This window comes from Nocardia sp. NPDC051787, from assembly GCF_040681325.1.
In the GTDB taxonomy this organism is placed as follows: domain Bacteria; phylum Actinomycetota; class Actinomycetes; order Mycobacteriales; family Mycobacteriaceae; genus Nocardia.
Genome location: NZ_JBFAYO010000003.1, coordinates 262,667 through 278,111 on the forward strand (window position 1 = coordinate 262,667; position 15,445 = coordinate 278,111).

General features: G+C 68.1%; 17 protein-coding genes. 8 read left to right on the forward strand and 9 right to left on the reverse strand.

Annotation, left to right across the window (positions count from 1 at the left end):
* Window positions 1–239 precede the first annotated feature (239 nt).
* On the reverse strand, window positions 240–863 hold the full coding sequence (locus AB0M45_RS04880; protein ID WP_040772607.1) for a superoxide dismutase: 624 nt from the start codon (window positions 861–863) through the stop codon (window positions 240–242).
* 190 nt (window positions 864–1,053) lie between these two features.
* Between AB0M45_RS04880 and msrA the strand changes: the two genes are divergently transcribed.
* Window positions 1,054–1,734: a peptide-methionine (S)-S-oxide reductase MsrA gene (gene msrA / locus AB0M45_RS04885; protein WP_364322912.1), complete on the forward strand. Its 681-nt coding sequence runs from the start codon at window positions 1,054–1,056 to the stop codon at window positions 1,732–1,734.
* Between the two features lie 88 nt (window positions 1,735–1,822).
* Here the strand turns inward: msrA and AB0M45_RS04890 are convergent, their stop codons facing one another.
* Entirely contained in the window at window positions 1,823–2,434 is a 612-nt protein-coding gene (locus AB0M45_RS04890; protein ID WP_364322914.1) for a hypothetical protein, read from the reverse strand.
* A gap of 544 nt (window positions 2,435–2,978) precedes the next feature.
* Here AB0M45_RS04890 and AB0M45_RS04895 point away from each other — a divergent pair.
* From AB0M45_RS04895 to AB0M45_RS04910, 4 genes are all read left to right on the forward strand, one after another.
* Complete coding sequence (locus AB0M45_RS04895; RefSeq protein WP_364323094.1) at window positions 2,979–3,311, forward strand: rhodanese-like domain-containing protein; 333 nt, start codon at window positions 2,979–2,981, stop codon at window positions 3,309–3,311.
* A 109-nt stretch (window positions 3,312–3,420) separates the two neighbouring features.
* Entirely contained in the window at window positions 3,421–4,380 is a 960-nt protein-coding gene (locus AB0M45_RS04900) for a DUF4328 domain-containing protein (RefSeq protein WP_364322917.1), read from the forward strand.
* On the forward strand, window positions 4,377–5,144 hold the full coding sequence (locus tag AB0M45_RS04905) for a glycerophosphodiester phosphodiesterase (protein WP_364322919.1): 768 nt from the start codon (window positions 4,377–4,379) through the stop codon (window positions 5,142–5,144). Before AB0M45_RS04900 ends, AB0M45_RS04905 begins: the two co-directional genes overlap by 4 nt.
* 262 nt (window positions 5,145–5,406) lie before the next feature.
* Window positions 5,407–6,327: a DUF5926 family protein gene (locus AB0M45_RS04910; protein ID WP_364322921.1), complete on the forward strand. Its 921-nt coding sequence runs from the start codon at window positions 5,407–5,409 to the stop codon at window positions 6,325–6,327.
* Between the two features lie 221 nt (window positions 6,328–6,548).
* Here the strand turns inward: AB0M45_RS04910 and AB0M45_RS04915 are convergent, their stop codons facing one another.
* The 5 genes from AB0M45_RS04915 to AB0M45_RS04935 all read right to left on the reverse strand — a co-directional run bounded on the left by AB0M45_RS04915 (window position 6,549) and on the right by AB0M45_RS04935 (window position 11,104).
* Window positions 6,549–7,097 carry a ferritin gene (locus tag AB0M45_RS04915; RefSeq protein ID WP_364322923.1) on the reverse strand — a complete coding sequence of 183 codons (549 nt, stop codon included), beginning with the start codon at window positions 7,095–7,097 and terminating at the stop codon, window positions 6,549–6,551.
* A 71-nt stretch (window positions 7,098–7,168) separates the two neighbouring features.
* The gene (locus AB0M45_RS04920; protein ID WP_364322926.1) at window positions 7,169–7,717 is read right to left on the reverse strand and encodes a ferritin-like domain-containing protein; all 549 of its coding nucleotides are present in this window, start codon (window positions 7,715–7,717) and stop codon (window positions 7,169–7,171) included.
* A 10-nt stretch (window positions 7,718–7,727) separates the two neighbouring features.
* Window positions 7,728–9,098: an LCP family protein gene (locus AB0M45_RS04925; RefSeq protein WP_364322927.1), complete on the reverse strand. Its 1,371-nt coding sequence runs from the start codon at window positions 9,096–9,098 to the stop codon at window positions 7,728–7,730.
* A gap of 114 nt (window positions 9,099–9,212) precedes the next feature.
* Window positions 9,213–10,007, reverse strand: a complete 795-nt coding sequence (locus AB0M45_RS04930; RefSeq protein WP_364322929.1) for a CPBP family intramembrane glutamic endopeptidase — start codon at window positions 10,005–10,007, stop codon at window positions 9,213–9,215.
* Between the two features lie 329 nt (window positions 10,008–10,336).
* Complete coding sequence (locus AB0M45_RS04935) at window positions 10,337–11,104, reverse strand: DUF2470 domain-containing protein (RefSeq protein WP_364322931.1); 768 nt, start codon at window positions 11,102–11,104, stop codon at window positions 10,337–10,339.
* Window positions 11,105–11,354: 250 nt separating this feature from the next.
* Here AB0M45_RS04935 and AB0M45_RS04940 point away from each other — a divergent pair, with 250 nt between their 5' ends.
* From AB0M45_RS04940 to AB0M45_RS04950, 3 genes are all read left to right on the forward strand, one after another.
* Window positions 11,355–11,768 (forward strand): hypothetical protein, encoded by a 414-nt coding sequence (locus AB0M45_RS04940; RefSeq protein ID WP_364322934.1) that lies wholly within the window; start codon window positions 11,355–11,357, stop codon window positions 11,766–11,768.
* A gap of 92 nt (window positions 11,769–11,860) precedes the next feature.
* A complete protein-coding gene (gene pheA / locus AB0M45_RS04945; RefSeq protein ID WP_364322937.1) occupies window positions 11,861–12,775 on the forward strand; it encodes a prephenate dehydratase in 915 nt (304 codons plus the stop codon).
* Window positions 12,772–13,437: a histidine phosphatase family protein gene (locus tag AB0M45_RS04950; protein ID WP_364322940.1), complete on the forward strand. Its 666-nt coding sequence runs from the start codon at window positions 12,772–12,774 to the stop codon at window positions 13,435–13,437. The genes pheA and AB0M45_RS04950 overlap by 4 nt, the downstream gene beginning before the upstream one ends.
* Window positions 13,438–13,453: 16 nt before the next feature.
* On the opposite strand, the gene AB0M45_RS04955 is transcribed toward AB0M45_RS04950, so the two are convergent.
* On the reverse strand, window positions 13,454–14,281 hold the full coding sequence (locus AB0M45_RS04955; protein WP_364322942.1) for an ESX secretion-associated protein EspG: 828 nt from the start codon (window positions 14,279–14,281) through the stop codon (window positions 13,454–13,456).
* The gene (locus AB0M45_RS04960) at window positions 14,278–15,441 is read right to left on the reverse strand and encodes a PPE family protein (RefSeq protein WP_364322945.1); all 1,164 of its coding nucleotides are present in this window, start codon (window positions 15,439–15,441) and stop codon (window positions 14,278–14,280) included. The genes AB0M45_RS04955 and AB0M45_RS04960 overlap by 4 nt, the downstream gene beginning before the upstream one ends.
* Window positions 15,442–15,445: the final 4 nt, after the last annotated feature.

Sequence of the window (15,445 nt, forward strand, 5' to 3'; positions counted from 1 at the left end):
CACGAGTCACCTGGCACACAAGTACCAAAGAGTGCCAATCGGGCAGCCCGTCGCCGGATGGGAAGCAATCGGGCTGTGCACCGAGGGGATTCCGTTCTACCTCGCCGAATCTGAATCGGCGGCGACTGCGGGCGTGATCGGCAAAGCGCCCGCGTCGGTCCGGAAACGGAACGGTCCGCGAACCCGAGCGGCGCGTGGCGCGACGGATTCGCGGACCGATACCGGTGTGCCGAGTGGGCTCAGCCGAAGATGAGGCCCTTGGCCTGCGAGGTCGCCTTGGCGAACCGCTCCTGCACGTCGGCCCAGTTGACGACGTTCCAGAACGCGGTGACGTAGTCCGCCTTCACGTTCTTGTACTGCAGGTAGAAAGCGTGCTCCCACATGTCGACCTGCAGCAGCGGGATGATGCCGAGCGGGACGTTGGCCTGCTGGTCGTAGAGCTGGAAGGTCAGCAGCTTCTGGCCCAGGGTGTCGAAGCCGAGCACCGCCCAGCCGGAGCCTTGCAGACCGTTGGCCGCCGCGGTGAACTGCGCGCGGAACTTGTCGAACGAGCCGAACTGGTCGTCGATCGCCGCGGCCAGCTCGCCGACCGGCTTGTCACCGCCGTTGGGAGAGAGGTTCTTCCACCAGATGGAGTGGTTGACGTGGCCGCCAAGGTGGAAGGCGAGGTTCTTCTCGTTCAGGAAGATGGCGCTGTGATCGCCCGACTCGCGAGCGGCTTCCAGCTTCTCCAGTGCGGCGTTCGCACCGGCGACGTAAGCGGCGTGGTGCTTGGAATGATGAAGCTCGTTGATCTGCCCGGAGATGTGGGGCTCCAGGGCGCTGTAGTCGTAATCCAGATCTGGCAGCGTGTACTCAGCCACGATGTCCCTTCCTATGTCGGGCTGGTGTGCCCGTTGTCCAGAGCACAGCCAACCATCATTCGTACACCCGGTCGATTCCAACTTGGGCTGACGCCCGCGCATTCCGGTGACGCTGCCCACAGAGGGCGGGTCGCGGATCGTCACATCACGAACATCGGCACCACTGGAAACGCACGCGTAGCATCGAACCATGTCGTGGTACGACGAACTAGTGGGGCGCCTCAGCCTCCCCGAACCCGCTATGGTCACGCCCGAACAGGCTCTGCCCGGCCGGGCCGAGCCGCTCGTGGTGCCGGATACCCACTATGTGAACGGTCACCCGATCCACCCGCCGTTTCCCGAGGGCATGCAGGTTGCGGTCGTCGCGATGGGATGTTTCTGGGGGGCCGAGAAGGGATTCTGGGAACTCGACGGGGTCTACACCACCGCGGTCGGCTATGTCGGCGGGTACACATCGAATCCCACGTATGAAGAGGTGTGCAGCGGGCGGACGGGCCACACGGAATCCGTTCTCGTCGTGTTCGATCCCGCGTTGCTCGACTACGCGGGCGTCCTCAAGCAGTTCTGGGAGAACCACGATCCCACCCAGGGCATGCGGCAGGGCAACGACCGTGGCACCCAGTACCGTTCGGCCATCTTCACTATGGACGCCGAGCAGGCCGATCTCGCCCGCGCGACCGCCGAGGCATACGGAAAGCGACTCGCCGCGGCGGGATACGGCGAGATCACCACGGAGATCGTGGCACTGCCCGGACTGTCGGCCTTCTACTACGCCGAGGGCTATCACCAGCAGTACCTGGCGAAGAACCCGGGCGGATACTGCCCGGTGCACGCTACCGGCGTGAGCTGCCCGGTCGGCTTGGGCGCCTGACGCGCCTGGCCGGACGGAGAAACCGCGCATCCGGTGGACCGGATGCGCGGCCCCGGTGACGCGAGTCGTTTCGGTCCGGGACAGGCGGTTACAGCGGAGGGGCGATGCCGGGCCGGGTTGCCCGTGGGTCGCCCGCGTCGTGTGCCTGCCACCAGCGGACTCCATTCGCGATGAAATCCGCCAGCGGGATCTGCTTGCCCTGCACGTCGTGAACGGTGATGCCGTCGAACCACACCCGGACGTCCAGTTCGCGCGGATCGATCCCCTCTTCCTGCGAGAACTCCAGAACGTGCGCGGATTTGTGGTCGTCGATCCGGGTGTCGAAGCTGAGCAGCTCGCTCCATAGCGCCCAGCCGCTGTCGTCCAGGTCGATGAATTCCCAGCCGTGCAGCCGCCCGCCGCCGAAGCTGCGGATGGCCTCGTCCAGGCCATCCAGTTGCAGTGGCAGCACCCGGGGCTCCAGGTCGTCCCAGTGCTGTGTCCGCAGTGACGCGGCAATCCGGCTCACGCCGGTGAAGGTCACTTGGACCCGGGAGTCCTCGGATGCCGTGCCGTGCTCGGGAAGTGTCAGCACTTCGAGGTCGAGTCGTAGTTGATTGGCCGCCTCGTCCACCGCGAGGCCGAGGCACGTGGCCTCGGACAGCGCGACGTTGAGTCCGGCCGTGTCCATTCCGTCGAGTAGCCCCCTGCTCACGTTCATAAGCCCAGGCTACCGACCATCGTCACGGTAACCCGGTATTTCGGCGGCGTTCTCATTTTCATGGAACCGAATGCGCGCCGGCCCCGTCCAAGTAGATATCGGAGCCCCTTCGGCCGCAGGCTCCGAGGTCGGCGACGAATGGCCGCTCCGGGATGGTCAGGAGGGGAGTCCCGGATCGGTCATTCGCATCGCTCACCCGGGGCGCACAGTGAGCGAACGTCGAAGCCCGGGGTTCCGGACCGGAGGTACGGAAAAGTCTGGTACTGATCGATTGGCTGCTCGATAGACGCACCCTTTCGGTGGTGCGCTCGTCCATAGCCACGTCTTGTGGATCAGCTTGTGGATTATGTGGATAACTTCGACCGAGTTATGCACAACCAGCATGGAGCGGGGCCGTGGTCGAGTTCCGGAGAGCAGAACATACCCGAAGTCGCGGGCCGCTGTCGAGCTCCTCCCCTGGCCCGGAACTGCACGGTACCTCGCCCCCCATGGCAGGATCGGAACTGTGACGAGCCCCCACGTTCCGTCGGTCACGGTGGCGGAGGTGCCTGCCGAATTCGACAGCAGAGCGCCCGCCTCGGCCGACACACCGCGACCGATTCTGCTCGACGTGCGCGAGGACGGCGAGTGGCGGCTCGGACATGCGCCGGGTGCGATCCACATCCCGATGGTCGACGTGCCCGCGCGGCTCGACGAGCTGGAATACGACGCGGACCTCTATGTCGTCTGTCGGCAAGGCGGCCGTTCCCTGCAGGTGGTCGAATATCTGACGCACATCGGATACGACGCCATCCAGGTCCGCGGCGGCATGGTGGCATGGCAGCAGGAGGGCCGTCCGCTGGTCGCGGAGGGCGACCACAAGGCGAAGATCTACTGACGAAAGAACGAGGTGCGCGGTGAGTACGGTGGTGCAACCTTGTGCGCGCTGCGGCGCGCGCTGGGCCGTGCAAGGGGCGCCGATGCACTGGTGCCCACGCTGCCGCGGCGTGCTCCTCTCGCCCGCGCCGATCGACGCGCCCGCCGACCGCCGCAACTACCGCTGGGTGGCACGCAAACCCGACCACCGGACGCGGAGGGCGTCCTCGCCCGGCGGACCGCCCGCGGCCACGCCGACGCCCCGCTACACCCAGATACCGCGCTGGGGTCTGATCGACCCGCCGCCGCAGGCCGGGTCCGCATCCCGCCATCCGCTCGGCAGGCTCACCGACTCGGTGACCAAGCTGCTCGTCGCGACCGCAGGCGTCTTCGTGCTCGCGGCTCTCGCCGAACTGGCGCGCTACTCGGTTCTGCTGCATAACCGCACGCGCCTGATCAATCCCGCGGTGCTGTTCGCCTCCGACGCGTTCGTCGTGGTCGCGGGAGCGTTGGCGCTCGTGTTCGCGCTGCTGGCGGCCGTAGCGGTGGTGGGCAGGCTGATCGAGATCAGGCGGGCGGCCTACGCCGAAGCGGGACGGCGCGACCCGCGTTCGCCACGGCTGCTCGCCTTCGGTTGCCTGGTTCCGGTGCTCAACCTGCTGTGGCCGGGGGTCTTCCTGACCGAGGTGGCCGCCCTCCGCGGTGACCCGCGGTCGCGTCGCGCGATTCGGATCTGGTGGGCGGTCTGGCTTTTCGGTGGCGGCGTCGCGCTAGCCGCGCTGCTGTGGCGGAACGCGGACTCGTTGCAGGCCAAGGCGGACGGAGTGCTGTTCACGGCGTTCACCGACGCGGTCGCCGCCGTGGTCGCGCTGCTGACCTTGTGGGTGCTGCGGACGATCGAGGGGCGGGACCTGCTCGGGCGCGGCCGGGCCGTGCGCCGCTGGCTGATCGCGGTCGACCCCGCCGTGCCGGTGATCGCGCCCGTCCATCCGGGCGGCACTGCCGACTCGGCGCCCGAGACCACCGGCGCGCCCGCGCACGAGGACAACGGTGCTCAGGACCGTGAGCAGGAGGAGGTTATGGCCAAGTGAGCCAGGGCAGTCGCGCGCCATTCGTCGTCGCGCATCGAGGCGCCTCGGGGGCGCGACCCGAGCACACGCTCGCCGCTTATGAGCTGGCGCTCCAGGAAGGCGCCGACGGCGTCGAATGCGATGTCCGGCTGACCAGGGACGGGCATCTGGTGTGCGTGCACGACCGTACGGTCGACCGGACCTCCTCGGGCAGCGGGCTGGTCAGCGAGATGACTCTGGACGAACTGCGGGCGCTGGACTTCGGCGCCGACGACGCGCCCGCCTCGGTGCTGACCCTCAGCGAGCTGATCAGCTTGGTGCTGGACTGGCGCAGCAGGCCGACCAAGCTGTTCATCGAAACCAAGCACCCCGTCCGCTACGGCGCGCTCGTGGAGAACAAGCTGCTGGCCGAACTCCAGCGATTCGGCATCGCCACCCCCGCCTCGGCCGACCATTCCCGTGCGGTGGTGATGTCCTTCGCGGCCACCGCGGTCTGGCGTATTCGCCGCGCCGCGCCGCTGCTGCCCACCGTTCTGCTCGGCGAATCATCGCGCTACCTGGGCGGGTCCGCCGCGACGACGGTCGGCGCCACTGCCGTCGGCCCCTCGGTGAAGACGTTGCGCGAGCATCCCGATCTGGTCGACAAGGCGGCCGCCGCCGGCCGCGCCACCTACTGCTGGACCGTCGACGACCCCGGCGACGTCCAGCTGTGTGCCGACCTCGGCGTGAGCTGGGTCGCCACCAACCACCCGGGCCGCACCAAGTCACTGCTCACCGCCGCCTGAACCGTTACGCACGGCGACTGGTGGGGCGCACGTCAGGTGACTTCGGAGGCGGGTGCGATGTGGTGTGCGCGCGCCACACGTCCGCGACGTAGTGGTCAACACCGAAGGCCCAAGGCGCTGCCGAAAGCCCTGAGGCTGCTCCCCAGCACAACCCGTCGGCCCAACTCCCGCTTTCGAGCGAAGCGAGATCGAGCAGTGCCGCGAACACGCAGTGCCGCAGGCAATGCGAAAACCAACACAGCACCCTGTAGGTTGACCCCTCGTGGGTAAGAGCAAGCGCAACAGTCCTAAGCCCGGCGGGAACCGGGCGCAGCGTCTCGCCGAGCGACGGGCGGCGCTGGAGCAGGCGGCGCAGGCCGTCACGCGTCCGTTCGAGGGCTTGGCCGCGGAGTGCGATCTGGTCGCGCTGCGCGAGTTCGTTCCGTCGGCCACGGCGCGGTTGACGCTGTCGCCCGCGGTCGCCGCCGAACGTCCGGTCGTGCTCGCCACGGTGCTACCCGGCGCGGTGGCCGCGCTGGTGCGTGCCGGTGACGAGCCCAACGGCTACGTCGGTGCGCAGGTGCAGTTCCAGGGCGCGGACGCGGCCGCCGATCTGGCCGCGGCGATTCTGTGGACGCAGTCCGCCGAGCCCGGTGACTCGCTCAGTTCCGTGGAGAGCGTCGCGGGCGGCCCCCGGCTGGCCGACGTCATCGATCCTGCCGCGAGCCTGGACGTGACCGTGCACCAGGACTTCGACTGGTGGGTACCGGAGGGTGTCGAGCCCGATCCGCAGGTGGCGGCGACCATCGAACAGGCCAAGCAGGCGATCATGCCGTCCGCGCGGCTCGCGCTGGACGCGGACGCGATCGGTGCGGCGTGGTGGGTGGACGCGGGCGAGAAGGCGCACATCCGCTGGGTGCGGCCCGAGAACGAGGACGATTTGATGCTGGCCCTGGCCCGCGTGCACGCCAAGGGCGGCCTGACTCTGGGCGAGGGTTCGCGATTCGCCGGTTCGTTCCGCACGCACGGCGTGCTCGTCCCCGTGTTCGACCTCGATCGCGAGCGGCATCCCGACGAGTGGGTGAAGCCGGTGGTCGAGTTCGGCGCTCGATTGTCCGAGGCACTGGCCACCGATGCGCCGTTGACGGCCGACGAACGGCGTTCCCGCGATGGACTGCGATCGCGTCAAGTTACGCTGCGCTGACCTCGAATTACCGCCGGAATTCTGTGAAGAATCTTCTTTTCCGACCCTCGCCGGTCGAAAGCCGGAAAGTAAGGCAAGTCTCACCGAACTACTGAGGAAAGCGCGGGAACCCTGCTCATGCCGCTCGGCGTCAAGAGCGTTCGACCGGGTATCTTGCCGAAACGGGAACAGGCCCGGCTCATAGGGGAGCCGGGCCGGACAGCCCTTTTCGGCGAATGCCGTCAGATGGAGCCGCCCGCCGCCGAAGGCGCGCCGGAGGCGTCGCTCGGGCCGCTCATTTCCCGGGCGACGAATTCCTCCAGGTCGAACAGATTCGACCCGGCGCGATCGGCGATGGTGAGCAGGGTCGTCATGTTGGCGACCTCCTCCACCTGTTCCTTCAGGAACCACTGCATGAACTGTTCACCGAGGTAGTCGCCTTCTTCGCGGGCGGTGCTCGCCAACTGGATGATCTGCTCGGTGACGGTCTTCTCCTGGGCGAGCGCCAGCGCGATCGGTTCACGGGCATTCTCGAACCGGGATTTCGCGGCGTCCACGCCGGAAAGTTCGATACTGATATCCCGGTCCAGGAAGTACCGCACGATCATCATCGCGTGGTTGCGTTCTTCCACCGCCTGCGCATAGAACCGTTTGGCCAGCTGCGGCAGATCGGCATTGTCGAACCACACCGCAATCGCGATGTACTGATGCTCGGCATTGAATTCGTGCCGGATCTGATCGTGCAACAGGTTGTGAAATTTGCTGCGGGGGGATTCCGGATGGCTTGACATAGGAGTGACATTAGCGCTGGTCACAGCACATGTCATCCAAGTACAGCCTTATTGAGGCTAGTGTTGCCTAATTAATTCTTCGCCGCACCCGCCATTTTCGGGGCCGCCATATCGGCGCGTGGCCCCGGCCGCAGCTCGCGTGCGACGAACTCTTCTACGTCGAACAGCTGGCCATCGGCGCGGTCGAGTACGGCCAGCAGCGTGGTCATTCCGGCGACGTTCTTCACCTGTTCCTCGAGGAACCATTGGACGAACCGTTCACCCAGGTAATCGCCGGACGTGCGGGCCGCTCGGGCCAGGTCGCTGATCTGCGTGTTGCGGGACTGTTCGGAATCCAGCAGCAAAGCCATCGCGGCGCGCGGGCTGTCGAAGGTCGAATGGATCTCCTCCAGCCCGACGATCCGCACCTCGAGATCGCGGTCGAGCAGGTACTGCACCATGCGCAGCGCGTTCGTGTACTGCTCGCGCGACCGGGCGTAGGCGTGTCCGGCCAGTTGCGGTAACCGGTTGGAGTCGAAGTACACGGCGGCGGCGAGATACTGCTGGGCGGCGGTGAACCCGTGACGGATCTGCGCGCGCAGCAAGTCGGGAAAGGACTGAGCCACATCGGTATCCGGCATGGCACCGACGCTACCTCGTCAGCAGGTCGTCCGGGACGGGTTGGTCGTCGGCCAGCGCGTCGAAGAACCGGCTGGCCTTGTCCTTGTCCCAGAGCACGACGTTGCCGCTGTCGGTGTCGTCGAACCCACCGATCGGGACGGCGGTCGCGACCGTGTCGCCTTTCAGCGCCCAGGCCAAGCGGCCCAGATCCCAGATGTGGTCGCCGTTGTCGACCTTCAGTGACTTCGCGGTGTCCGAGGCCAGCGGCCAGAGCTTGAACGGGTTGGCCAGCGTGGCACTGCTCGTGGCCTTCTCCAGCAGGGCCGCCATGAAGAGCCGCTGATTGTTCATCCGGTCCAGATCGGCTAGCGCCGTGGCGCGGCTGCGCACGAAGCCCAGCGCCTGCGGCCCGTTCAGGCGCTGGCAACCCGCGGCCAGATCGATGCCTGCGAGCGGGTCGTCGATCGGTTTCGGCACGCAGACGTCGATGCCGCCGAGCGTGTCGACCACGCTGGCGAAGCCGCCGAAGCCGATCTGCGCGTAGTGGTCGATGCGCAGGCCGGTTGCGATCTCCACCGTCTGCGCCAGCAGGGCCGGGCCGCCGAGGGCGAACGCGGCGTTGAGTTTGTCCTTGCCGTGGCCGGGGATGCTGACGTAGGAGTCGCGCGGCAGGCTTACCAGGGTGGTCTTGCCCGAACCGGGGACGTGCACCAGCATGATCGTGTCGGTGCGCTCGGGCCCGACCTCGCCGCCGGTCGCCAGTTCCTGCTCCTGCTCCGGCGTCAGCCCGCTGCGTCCGTCGGAGCCGACCAGAAGCCAGTTCGTACCCGGTGTGTTGCCGACTCGCTGGGCGTAGTTGGCCAGCGCGGGGATGCGGTTGAGCGAACCGTCCAACTGGATGACGGCGCCGACCGCGGCGAGCACCAGTACCAGCAGGATCACCAGGAGCCAGCGGAAAGGATGGCGCTTGCGGCGCGGCCGCGGCGCCCGGGCGGGGCGCGCGCCGCCCGGGGGTACCGGCGGCGGCGGGCCCTCGCGATACGGTCGACGTTGGCGCGTCGGCGGATGGGGCGGCCCGTCGTCGAAGGGGACCGGGCGCTGGGTGGGCGCGTGCGGGGGACCCTCGTGATGCGGGACCGGACGCTGGGTGGGGGCATGCGCGCGTGCCTGCGGCGGCCTGTGCGGTGGCATGCGCCGTCCCTGTTCCGGCGGGACCTGCGAATACGCCAGCGGGGGCGGATGGGGTGGTCCGTCGCGGCGCATCACCTGGGTGGGTTCGATCGGCGGCGGGCCGCTGGGTCCCGGGGCGGGCGTGCGCCGCTGCATCGGGGGTTCACCGGGCCTGCCTGGCGGCGGCATCCGGCGCGCTCGCGCGTTGCGCTGGGGGTCGTCGCCGTTCATCACTGAGACTCTACTTATCGGGTGGTTATCGGGTGCCGCATGTGTACAGCGGGGTGCTGTTTGGTAATTCGCCGACGGGACCGGGCCGTTAGCGAGCCGGAGGGCACAGTTGCGTTACGGCAGCCACGAAACATGGCCGCGCAGAACGGTATAGCCGATATAGGCGACCGCGTCGATGGTCGCGTGCGCGAGGACCAGCGGCCACAGCCGGTTCGTGCGCTGCCAGTAGTGACCGAAGATGACGCCCATCACCATGTTTCCGAGTCCGCCGCCCAGCCCCTGGTACAGGTGGTAGCTGCCACGCAGCAGCGCCGAGGCCAGCAACGCCGAGTGTGCCGACCAGCCGAGCTGGCGCAACCGGGTGAGCAGGAACGCCACCACGATCACTTCCTCGGCCACGGCGTTCGCACAGGCCGACAGGATCAGCGCGGGCAGCCGCCACCAGTAGTCGCCGAGCGAGGCGGGCACGATCGTCACGCTGAAGCCCAACGCGTGCGCGACGAGATACAAACCCAGGCCCGGCACTCCGATGATCGCGGCGAGCGCCATACCGGGCAGCACGTCCGAACGCCACCGGATCCGGTTCGCCAGTCCGATCAGTCGCGGCCCGAGCCCGCCGCGCCATAGCAGATACAGTCCCAGCGCTGCCCATCCGACCAGACGCAGCACGCTGAGCAGCTGAAACAGCAGGTCGATGGTCGACTGTGTGGATCGCGACGGGTTGAGCGCGATGGTTCGCCCGCGGACCCCACCCGGTGCGAGCGCGCTTTCCAGCAGCGAGAGCGCCGCGTTCAGCCCGCTGAGGCCGAAGGTGACGAGCAGCACGACGGCGATCTCGATTTTGAACGCGAGCCGTTCCCGATCGCTCGGCTCGACCTCGTCCCACCCGGCACCGGACTCCGCACGCATGGGTCGAATCTATTGCGCTGGCCATGCGTGGCGCGCGGCACGTCGGAGTCGCAACCCCGCGATCCGAGCTCGGCGTCGATGTCGCGACTTCGTTCCGTGGACGAGATCGGAGCATCCGGTCGAGGTCAGGCGCCAGCTTGCCGGCGTTCTCCAACGCTCAGCTCGGGTGGGGGAGGTCGAGGCCCGAGCGCTGAGCCCGCCGCGAAGACGAATGGCACCGCCAGCGTCTGCTTGGTCAGCGGCCTGCTGATCGGCTGGCAGGCAAACCGGATCGCCGGGTGGGCGAACCGCGGGCGTGTCGACTGCGGTGGACTTCGGGAACCGCCGGGTCAGATGCGGCGTAAGCCGTTGAGGAACGGGCAGCCCGCCAGGGTCCGCACGGCGCGGCTGAGCGCCTCGATGTCGTGGGCCGGGGCGCTGAACGGGAGGCGGAAGTCGTGGTCGCCGTCGTGTCCTTCGACGCGCAGGGTGAGTCCGTAGCGGTCGATGGCCAGCGGGTGAACGATGCCGTGTTGCAGGCGCGGCGGCAGGTGTCTGGCGAGTTGAGCGACTATGTCGGCGTGGTCGGCCTGCATGTGCTGTAGCCACGCCGATTCCATGGCGCAGAACGGATCCGGCTGCGCCAGCCGCAGTTCGTCGTTGCTCACCGATTCCGCTCCGGTCGAGTCGGCCACCACCGCGGAGCTGATCACCAGCCGCAGCAGAGTCGCGCCGAAGCCGACGTCGAGCAGTCCAGGATGCGGGTTCTCCTTCGCCACTTCGGTGGCCAGAGCGCGCTGCGCTTGCGCGGGTACCGCGCGCACCCAGCCGCGCAGCCAGACCAGCGCGCGTACCGGCTCGCGTAGCGGCAGGGGCGCGTGGTCGGTGAGCTCCAGCACCGCCGGCGCCCCGTTCGCGCCGGAGTTGCCCGCCAGGATCGCCGCGACCGAGGCGGTCGGCATCGCGATCACCGCGTCACCGCACGGTCGCACATGGTGCACGGACGCGGCCGTCGGATCGATGCCCGGCATGGCGAGCACCGCCTGCTCCGCATGAACACACGCGCTGCGTACCCGCTCGGCGGTGGACGGGGCGACGGTCGGGGTCGGACGCGGCATGCAAACCTCCGGTGCTCGGTCGCGGCTTAATTAGGTTACCCTAAGCTAAGTGATATGGGCTGGTTCCGCAAGCGTTTCGATCGGCCTGAACAGAGCGGACGCCCCGGGAAATCGATGCGCACGGCACGCGGTGAAGCGGATGAGGTAACGGCCCACGCGGATAGCGGTTTGCGGCCCGGCGCATCGTCCGGTGCGGGTTCGGTGGCCATCGCCGCCGGGTAACGGTGATCAGGGTTGTTACGGTGGGGACGTGTCGGAAAGGACGGAAGCCGGGGAACCGGTGTTGGTGACGTTGTCGACGCCCCCGCGGCGCGGTCTGGTGGACGGGTTGGTCCGCTACCTCGGCGCAAGCGCCGCGGCGCTGATCCTCGAACTGGATGCGCCGGACTCCGGCATCGCCGACTTCCTCGCGGGCGTGGCACACTCCGACACCGGCTTCGTCGCACGAACCTCCTCCGGTCAGCGTGCGGTGGCCATCGTCGCGGCCACGGCCGCCGCCCTCTGCGGCGACGACATCCGCACCGCCCTGAGCAGGCCCGATATCGCGTTCCTGAGTTCGCTGAAACCACCGGCGGTCGAGGCCGTCCGATCGGTTCTGCTCGCCATCGAAACCGACGACCCCGACCATGTCATCGACGCATTGCGGGTGCTCACCCGCAGCTGAGCCCGCGCTCGGGAAGCGGAACACACACCGTGCGCGGGCCGAGCCATCGCAATCCGTGGGGAGCCGGGCGGCTCGCCAGTAACCTCGTAACCGTGCCGCGCATCGCGTACTTCGGGCCGTCCGGAACCTTCACCGAGATGGCCCTCGCTCAACTCGAATCCTCGGGAGCCTTCGACGGACCCGTCGAGCGGGTCGCCGCGCCCAGCCAAGGGGCCGCGTTGGACCTGGTCCGCTCGCGCGACGTGGACGGTGCCGTGGTCCCGATCGAGAGCTCCGTCGAGGGGTCGATATCGGCGACGCTCGACTCCCTGGCAATCGGCGCGCGTCTGCAGATAATCGCCGAGACCGAGCTCGAGGTGAGCTTCACGATCCTCGGCCGGCCGGGGACGACCCTGGCGGACGTGCGGACCCTGGCCGCGTACCCGGTGGCCGCCGCCCAAATACGGCTGTGGGTTGCCCGGCACCTGCCGCAGGCGCGGTCCTACACGTCGGCATCCAATGCCGCCGCCGCCGAAGACGTGGTGGCGGGCCACGCGGATGCTGCCGTGTCGACCGCGCTGGCAGGGGAACGGCTGGGGCTGATCGCGCTGGCCTCCGGCGTCGCCGACCATGAACAAGCGATCACGCGCTTCGTGCTGTGCACCCGGCCCACGGTGGCGCCGCCCGCTACCGGCGCGGACCGCACATCCATCGTGCTGGAGCTGCCGAACGTGCCGGGTTCGCTGATGCGCGCGTTCGCCGAGTTCGCCACCCGCGGAATTGATCTGACCAGGATCGAATCCCGTCCCACCCGAACCGGCATGGGCACGTACCGTTTCTATCTCGACTGCGTTGGGCACATCGACGACACGGCGGTGGCCGAGGCGCTCAAGGCGCTGCACCGCACGGCGCGGATCCGTTTCCTCGGGTCCTGGCCGGCGACCTCGGCAACCGGCACGCCGCCGCCGTCGGACGAAGCGGCGGCGGAGTGGTTGATTCAGTTGAGAAAGGGGATGGCGGACCTATGACCGGTAGGTTGATTCTGGTCCGGCACGGTGAGACCGAAGGAAACGTCGCCAAGCTGCTCGATACCAAGGTGCCGGGACTGCCGCTGACCGAACGCGGTGCGGCACAGGCGAAGACGTTCGGCGAGGGCTTGCTCCGGCCGCCGAAGGTGCTGTTCTCCTCGGCGGCGCTGCGCGCCAGGCAGACCGCGAGCTACATCGAGGCCGCCACCGGCGTGGCTGCCATGGTGCTCGACGGCCTGCACGAGGTACAGGCGGGTGACCTGGAAGGGCAGCACAGCGAAGAAGCCCATCGGACCTTCCAGCGGATCTATCGCGCCTGGCACGAAGGCGATCTCGGGCTGCGGGTGCCGGGAGGAGAATCCGCCCAGGATGTCCTGGACCGCTTTCTACCCGCGATCGCGCAGTTGCGGGCCACCTACCTCACGCAGGACGACGGTGCGGGCGATGTGATGGTGGTGAGTCACGGCGCCGCCATGCGGCTCGTCGGTCGCACACTCGCGGGTGTGCAACCGCCGTTCACAACGAACAACCACCTGGACAACACCGAAACCATCGAGCTGGTTCCCATGCCCGATGGCGGGTGGGAGTGCATTCGCTGGGGCCGGTTCACGCCGCCATTCGGATACGACGTCGCGCCGACCTCAGACGACCCGATGGGTTAGAGAGGGCTGACGGCGCTCAGGAAAGTTTCGGATTCCGCGGGAAGTCTTCGCGTTCCGGCAGCGAGTTGATCAGATCCTGTACCGCCGTGCGCAATCGCGCCATTGTTCCGCTACTGAGTGAACTCCATTTGACGCCGTCGTCGGACTTGCTCGCGGTCGTGATGAACCGCCCCGCGCGCGTATTGAATACGGCGATGTGGTTATCGGCCACGCCTCTGGTGCCGTCGCCGTACACCACGCCGACGATCTCGGCATACGAGTGGATCTCGACCAAGGCCGCGGCCAAAGTCTTCGCGTCGTTCGTGGGGTTGCCGACCTTCGCCAGGCGTGCCGCGGTGGCCGCGGCGTCACCGGTGTCTCCGAAGATCGTGGCCAGTTCTTCGGTCGGAACGTTCATGCCATAGAGCTCGAGCGGTTCGGCGTAGCCGAGCGCCGCGAGCACCGGGCCGGGCAGATCGATCCCGGCCTCGTCGATAACGTAGGAGTCCTGCCCGCGAAGGGCGACGACCGGAAGATCGACGCCCTTCGCCAGACAGAAGCGACTTACCCACCCATCGACAACCAACCGCAGTGCGATGATCCAGTGCGGGCGGTTCAGCGCGCGCAGCCGATTCTCCAGATCGCTGTGCACTACATCGTCGACGAGGAGCTCGCGCTGGATGAGGGACTCGGCGGCCGCGTCCATCGCCGTCCTGTGGTCGGTCACGTTGTCGTAGCGTCCCCTGGCGTTCAACACGACAGGGACCTCGATCTGCAGTTTCTCGAGGAGAAACTGCATTTCATCGAGCGACAGAACGACCGCCTCGAGTGTCGATGAGCCGCGGCCCGCACCGAGTACGGTCACCTAGCCGTCCCGGTGATGTCACCGCCGCCGATAACACCATCGGCGGCGAACCGGCCGTCGTTGAAGTGCTCGGTCGACCGCAGGTAATCCCGGCCGTTGTGCTCGGTTTCGTCGTCCTCGTCGCTGCGAGCCTGGTTCCCCAGCAGCGGGTTGCCATTGCCCGCGTTCGACTGCCGGACCGGTGCCGCATCGACCCGGTTGGCCGCGACGTTCTCCTGGGTCGGTGTGGAGCCACCGATCGCGCCGCTCGAGCCCCAGCCATCCGGAAGCTTGAGGGAGCCGTTCGCGCCCGCCGCGGGTCCGATGCCGGTGAACGACACGGCGCGCGTCGTGGCAGCGCCAGTGGCGGCCATACCGGCGCCCATGGCCATCGGAGCAACGCCCGACACGGCAGGAGCGCTGGTGGTTGCCGCGGCGATCGCGCTCCCCGCGACATTCCCGACCGTCGAAACGCTGGTGGTGGCGATCGAGCCGACCGCCTGGGCCGCCTGCGTGGCGGCACTTGCCACACCGGGGTTGCTCAAGAACGCCTGTGTGGCGGCGATGGCGGCCTGGATCGGATCGGCGGGGACCTCGGAGGCGGTGTTCGCCGCCTGTTCGGGGGTCGCGGTTCCAGCGCCAGCGGCGATCGGCGGCGGCATCAGGAACTCGGCGGGCGTGGCGAGCATGGCGCTCGTCGCGGCCTCGTAGGTCTCCATGACCAGCGCGGCACGGATGTCCATGGCGTGCCTGGCGATCTCCGCGACCTCGAAGGCGCCGGACACCACTCCCGGCGGGTTCGCCGACGCCATCAAGGCGGCGTTGACGGCCGCGATCTCCGGTGGGCTCGGCATCGCCAACGAGGCGACGGTGTAGGCGGTGGCGTTCGCCGCGGCCTTCGCGCCCATCGCGGCCGCCTGAACGCCCTGCTGTTCGGACCAGCCGAGGAAGCCGGTGAGCTTGCTCAACGCGGCGATACCGTTGATGCCCTGCATGCCGACGCCGAGTTCGGCCATCACCCTGGCGACGGTCGTCGTCGCGTCGACCCAGGCGGCGGTGAGCCCGCCCCAGGCGGTGGCGGCGGCCGAGATGGGAATCGCGTGCGCGCCCGCATGTAAGGTGGCCGAATTGATCTCCGACGGCCGAGCCGCCCAGATCACGCCGGTGACTCCTGCAACCATGTTT